1 protein-coding gene is annotated in these 1647 nt (G+C 68.2%); it reads right to left on the reverse strand.

Going from position 1 to position 1647, the window contains the following annotated elements; all coding sequences use genetic code 11:
• Positions 1-129: 129 nt before the first annotated feature.
• Positions 130-1647 (reverse strand): phospholipase D family protein (locus DBR34_RS19975; protein ID WP_258224188.1); only part of this gene is annotated, 1518 nt, incomplete at its 5' end.

The raw sequence follows: 1647 nt of genomic DNA on the forward strand, positions 1-1647 counted from the left end.
GGGCGCGCTGTGGAAACCCTGGACGCCGACGAGGCCGAGACCTGAGGGTTCGTGGACGCAGGCATGCAGCCCCGATCGCGATGACCGACGGGTAGCGCCACGCCATGCGTGGCTACCCCCAGCGGTCGCTTACAGCTGCGACTCCAGCGGCAGCCAACTGATGACGCGCGCGCTGGCACGCAGCCAGAACGACGTATCCGGTTCCCGGTCGAGCACTGCCGGTGGCTGGGCGGCGCGGTCCAGCCACCGGACCCGGTCCTGTGCGTCCAGCATCACCCAGTAGCTCTGCGCCGGATCGGCCAGGCGCAGGTACTCGGCACGCAGCTGCGCGCCCAGCACCGGATCGTCGAACAGCACGCCCATCTCGGTGTTGAGGTACGCCGACCGTGGGTCGAGGTTGAACGACCCGACGAAGCCGCGCCGATCGTCCAGCAGGAAAGCCTTGGTGTGCAGGCTGGCGCCGCTGCTGCCGAACAGCCCGCTGCGGTCGCCATAGCCGTGCGCCTTCAGTTCGTAGAGGTGCACGCCGCTGCGCAGCAGGGGCGCCCGGTAGTGCATGTAGCCCCCGTGCACGGCGGCGACGTCGTTGGCCGCCAGCGAGTTGGTCACCACCCCGACCAGGGCGCCGCGCTTGACCATGGCGGCCATGCCCTCGGTGCCTTCCTCGCCGGGGACGAAGTACGGCGAGATCAGCAGCGCCTTGTGCCGGGTGGCCTGCATCTCGCTGACCAGCCGGGTCACCAGCCAGTTCGACGTGTCATCGCGGCGGTGCTTCATGGCCGGGTCGGAGACGATCTCCACGTTCGGTGACCAGTGCAGCTCGACCGCGTCGCGGTAGTACGAGCGCGCCGACTGTGACTGCTGGACACGGCGCAGGTACGGCTGGGCGACATCGCGCTTGGCTTCATGCTCGGATTCGCGCACCAGCAGGCGCAGCTGGGCCGGGGTGTGGAAGGCCAGCGCAGCGATGGGAACGGCGGTTTCGCTGTTCCAGTAGTCGTCAAAAATACGGTTGGCCTGGTTCACCGCATGACCGGCCACCAGCAGGTCGAGGTCGCGGAAGTTCACGTCCGACCGCGCGCTGAAATACTCTTCGCCGATGTTGCGGCCGCCGACGATGGCCACGCGCCCATCGGCGATCCACGCCTTGTTGTGCATGCGATGGTTGACGCTGAAAAAGCGTTGCACCATCTCCACCATCCGCCACGGCCCGGTGCGGTTGCGGAAGGGGTTGTACAGGCGGATCTCGATGTTGGGATGCTCGTCGAGCGCCATCAGCAGGGCGTCCTTGTCCCGGGCATTCATGTCATCGAGCAGCAGGCGCACGCGCACGCCGCGTTCGGCCGCCTCGTACAGGGACTGCGCCATCAGGTGGCCGATCAGGTCGTCGTGCCAGATGTAGTACTGCAGGTCCAGGCTGCGGCCGGCATGGGCGGTGATGACCGCGCGCGCGGCATAGGCATCCAGCCCGTCGGCAAGGAAGGCGACGCCGCTCTGGTCGGGGTGGCTGGCCTGCAGGCGGGCCAGTTCGCGGTCGATGACGGTCTGGGCCGGCTGGACGGGCAGTACGCTGCTGGGGGCGCCCATCGCCTTGGGGGTCAGGTGGTCGGCCAGCAACAGGCCGCTGAGTACCAACAGCACCAGCAC

This window comes from Stenotrophomonas sp. HMWF003 (assembly GCF_003061285.1).
Lineage (GTDB): Bacteria > Pseudomonadota > Gammaproteobacteria > Xanthomonadales > Xanthomonadaceae > Stenotrophomonas > Stenotrophomonas maltophilia_AP.